This is a genomic window from Streptomyces prasinopilosus (genome assembly GCF_001419695.1).
In the GTDB taxonomy this organism is placed as follows: Bacteria; Actinomycetota; Actinomycetes; order Streptomycetales; family Streptomycetaceae; genus Streptomyces; species Streptomyces prasinopilosus.
This window is the reverse complement of record NZ_LIRG01000845.1, coordinates 1-4,184: the sequence shown is the minus strand read 5'-3', so window position 1 is coordinate 4,184 and position 4,184 is coordinate 1. Positions and strand designations below refer to the sequence as shown.

Here is a 4,184-nt window from a genome sequence, read left to right as displayed (position 1 = left end):
GATGCCCCCGGGCACCGCCCGCTGCCGTCCGGGGGTGCCCGTCCAGCACGTCCCCCGCCGCGCCAGCAGCCGCCGCAGCCACAGTTCCAGTGCGACCAGGTCCGCGAGCCCGTCCAGCGGCAGCGGTTCCCCCTCCGCCGCGGCCCGCAGCGCCTTGCGCACCACGCGGGCCTCGACCAGCCCCGCCTCCGCGAGCAGCGGCGTGTCGAACAACGTCACCAGCGTGTCCGCGGCGGCCCGCAGCCCGGTCCGCGCCTCGGCGGCGGCGTTCGACTGGGTCGGCGCGCCCCATCCGGCGGGCAGGTCCCGCACGCCGGCCCCCTCCAGCACGGTCCGCAGGATGGAGGCCCGTGCCCCCGGCCTCACCCGCAGCGCCTCGGGCAGCCCCCGGCACGCGCGGACGACCTGGTTGTCGAGGAACGGCGTGTGCAGCCGCTGGAAGCGGATCTCGGCGGCCTGCTCCAGCACCCGGACGCCGGCCGCGTGCCGGGCCAGGGCCGCACGCGCGCGGAAGTCGCCGGGCCGCTGCCCCGGCCCCACGTCGGACCGGCGGGTGGACGCCTGGAGACGAACCGATACTTCAGCGAGCGCCTCCCCGGTCAGCCAGCGCGCCGCCGGACCGGGTCTCCCCCACGTCAGCGCGGCCAGCGAGGCGTCCGCCGCGCCCCAGGGGGCCCCGTCGGCCGGCTGGTGGCGCAGCAGCTGCTCCGCCAGGGCCTCCAGTCCCGTGCGGTACGGCGTGCGGGCCAGGCGCCGGGCCGCGGCGTACACGCGCGCGGGCACCATCACGGACCCGTCGGCCTTCGCCAGCGCGGCGACGGGCCGTACGAGGTGGCGCCGCTTGCGGTCCATGAGGAGGTCGGCGAGGCGCGCGGGGTGCGCGTCGAGCACCTGCCGGGCCCCGTATCCCGTGAAGTGGTCGGCGCTGCCCGCGGCCAGCCGTGCCCGGTGCCGGGCGGCGGTGACCAGGGAGGGGGCCGGCTCGTCCGTGAGCGGCCCGTCGAGGTCGGCGTACGGCAGGGTGTCCTCACCGCCGGGGACGACCACGTGGTGCAGCCGGGGGTTGGCGGCCAGCGCCCCGGCGCGCGCGATCTCGTCCGCCCGGCCGCCGGCCGGACCGCTCCCCGCGCCGGCCCGGCCGCCCGCGAGGTCGTTGAACGTGACGGCGAGCAGCCGCTCGCCCGCGCCGGTGCCGTGCCCCAGCACGGTGCCCGGCATGCCCGGCAGTCCGGCGGCGAGCAGCGCCAGGGTCCCGGAGGCGGGCCCGCCGGAGAGGTCGGCCCCGATCCCGGGCACCGGCATCCCGCGCGCCGCGCGGCGCTCGGCGGGGCCCATGCCCGGCACCGGGCCGGGGTCGATGTCGGCGCCGGGGACGTGCCGGGGCGCGGCGAGCCGGGTGCGTACGGCCTCGACCAGCGCGTCCCGGACGGCGTCCACCGCCCGGTCGGGGTCGGCGGGCGGTGCGGCGACGGCGAGCGAGGCGACGGGCTCGTACCCGGCGATCTCGCGTGCCCCGGCGCGCAGGATCAGCGCGTGCCCCGGCGGAACGCGCTTCACGCCGTCGTACGGGGTGGAGTCGTGGAGCGCGGCCGGCACGTCGGGGGCGGCCAGGAGCGCGGCGAGGTGGCCGAAGTCGAGGTTGGCCTCGACGAGGTCGGCGAGCGGCAGCGCGGCGGTGGCGTAGGCGGTGCCGCCCTCCCACGGGGTGTGGAACACCGGTCGGGCGCCCGCGAGGTCGCCGCAGACGGTGACCCGGCGGCCCACCTGGACGACGGCGGTGTAGCTGCCCGGCCAGGCGGTCAGGTGGCGCAGCGCGCCGCCGCGCGCGGCGAACAGGGCGACGCGCAGCTGTTCGTCGGAGGCGCCGCAGGTGCCGAGGACGGCGATCCGCGTCTCGGCGTCGCCGGTCACCACCCGCACCTCGTCGGGGCGCCAGTCGCCGACCGCCCACAGCGGGTCGGGGTCGCCCCACAGGGGATGGGAGCCCACCGGCTGCAGTGTCTCGCCGTCGGGGCCGGTGGCGCCGGCGGAGCCGTACGCCAGGGCGCCCGCGGCGGCGCTGCTCCATCCCACCAACCACCGCATCGACGCCTCCACAGGCTGTGGACAACCGGCGCACCGCATGGGCCGGTTCACCCATGCTGCCATGAAGGAGGCGCTCAGGAGGGGTGCCGGTGCCGCATGTGCTCCGTCGGATGCGCCCCGGCGGATACTCCTACCCCGATCCGAACGCCCGCCCGAGGAAGGGAGATCGTCCGCTCCCGGCCACCTGCGCGCCCGCCTCGCCGCGACGCGAATGCGCCCCCCAATGCGCCCCAAGAACCACTAACGCGCCCTCAACTGGCATGGTAGACGGGCGGATGACGGGGAAAGGGCAGGGGGCGATTTTCGGCCAATTCGGAGCGGCGAGGATGACCTCGAACACGCTCCGTACAGGCTCTGCGCACCGCCGGGGAGCCGTGCGGTCCGGGAGGCGGGGTGCGCCTCCCGGACCGTTCCGCCGCCCGCGGGGATGAAGGCGGCGGTGTCCCCCAGCCCACTGGATCCAGTACAGCGGGCCGACCCACGCGGAAACCATGGAATCGCCCCCGCCGCGGCCGGAGGAGAGCGCACGCACGGGCGCACGGCCACACGCCGGGAGCATGCCGCAACTGCGCGTATCGGACCCGCACTTCAGTACGGAACACAATCCCGCCATCCGGAAGAATGCCCCTTAACGCTTGGGATGCGGCGAACTACGCTGGGTTTACGAATGCCGCGCGGTTATGCCAGAGCGGCAGCCGTCTGTGTCGAGGGGTGGCGCATGTCCAGGGAGCTACGCGGGCCGAACGAAAAGCTCGGCACCGTCCTCGCCCTCGCGGGTATCTCCAACGCGGGCCTCGCGCGGCGCGTCAACGACCTTGGCGCCCAGCGCGGGCTGACCCTGCGCTACGACAAGACGTCGGTGGCGCGCTGGGTGTCGAAGGGCATGGTGCCGCAGGGCGCGGCGCCCCACCTGATCGCCGCCGCCATCGGCCAGAAGCTCGGCCGCCCGGTGCCGCTCCACGAGATCGGCCTGGCGGACGCGGATCCCGCGCCCGAAGTGGGCCTGGCCTTCCCCCGGGACGTCGGACAGGCGGTGAAGTCCGCCACCGAGCTGTACCGGCTGGACCTGGCCGGCCGCCGCGCGGGGTCCGGGGGCATCTGGCAGTCGCTCGCCGGGTCGTTCGCGGTGAGCGCGTACGCGACGCCCGCCTCGCGCTGGCTGATAACCCCGGCCGACAGCTCGGTCGCGCGCGAGGTGAGCCCCGCGGAGGGCTCCGCCACGCCGGCCAGGGTCGGCCACAGTGATGTGCGCAAGTTGCGCGAGGCCGCCGAGGACGCGCGCCGCTGGGACTCCAAGTACGGGGGCGGCGACTGGCGTTCGTCGATGGTCCCCGAGTGCCTGCGGGTCGAGGCGGCCCCCCTGCTGCTGGGCTCCTACGCCGACGACGTGGGCCGTTCCCTGTTCGGCGCGTCGGCCGAACTCACCCGCCTCGCCGGCTGGATGGCCTTCGACACCGGCCAGCAGGAGGCCGCCCAGCGCTACTACATCCAGGCCCTGCGCCTGGCCCGCGCGGCGGCCGACGTCCCGCTGGGCGGGTACGTCCTGGCCTCCATGTCCCTGCAGGCCACCTACCGCGGCTTCGGCGACGAGGGCGTCGACCTCGCCCAGGCCGCGCTGGAACGCAACCGCGGCCTGGCCACGGCCCGCACCATGAGCTTCTTCCGGCTGGTGGAGGCACGCGCGCACGCCCGCGCGGGTGACGCGCCGGCGGCCGGCGCGGCCCTGAAGGCGGCCGAGGGCTGGCTGGAACGTTCCCGCCCCGGCGACAGCGACCCGGTCTGGCTGGGCTTCTACTCCTACGACCGCTTCGCCGCCGACGCCGCCGAGTGCTACCGCGACCTGAAGGCGCCCCGCCAGGTCCGCCGCTTCACCGAGCAGGCGCTGTCGCGGCCGACGGAGGAGTTCGTCCGCTCGCACGGGCTGCGGCTCGTCGCCGTAGGGCTCCAGACGGTGCAGGAGGTCCCTGACGTACTCCGTGGTGCGCGCGGACGAGATGCGGCCGGCCACCTCCACCGCCCGCACCCCCTGCTCGCAGGCGGCGTCCAGGTTGCCCGACTCCAGTTCGGCGACCGCCGAGACGACGAGCCGCAGCCCGTGC

General features: G+C 76.4%; 2 protein-coding genes. One reads left to right on the top strand and one right to left on the bottom strand.

From position 1 onward, the window contains the following. A partial coding sequence (locus AOK18_RS27395; RefSeq protein WP_055696072.1) for an asparagine synthase-related protein occupies window positions 1-2,085 on the bottom strand: 2,085 nt, incomplete at its 3' end. A gap of 718 nt (window positions 2,086-2,803) precedes the next feature. Here AOK18_RS27395 and AOK18_RS27390 point away from each other — a divergent pair. Further along, window positions 2,804-4,184 (top strand): NsdA family TPR-like regulatory protein (locus tag AOK18_RS27390; protein ID WP_240503332.1); only part of this gene is annotated, 1,381 nt, incomplete at its 3' end.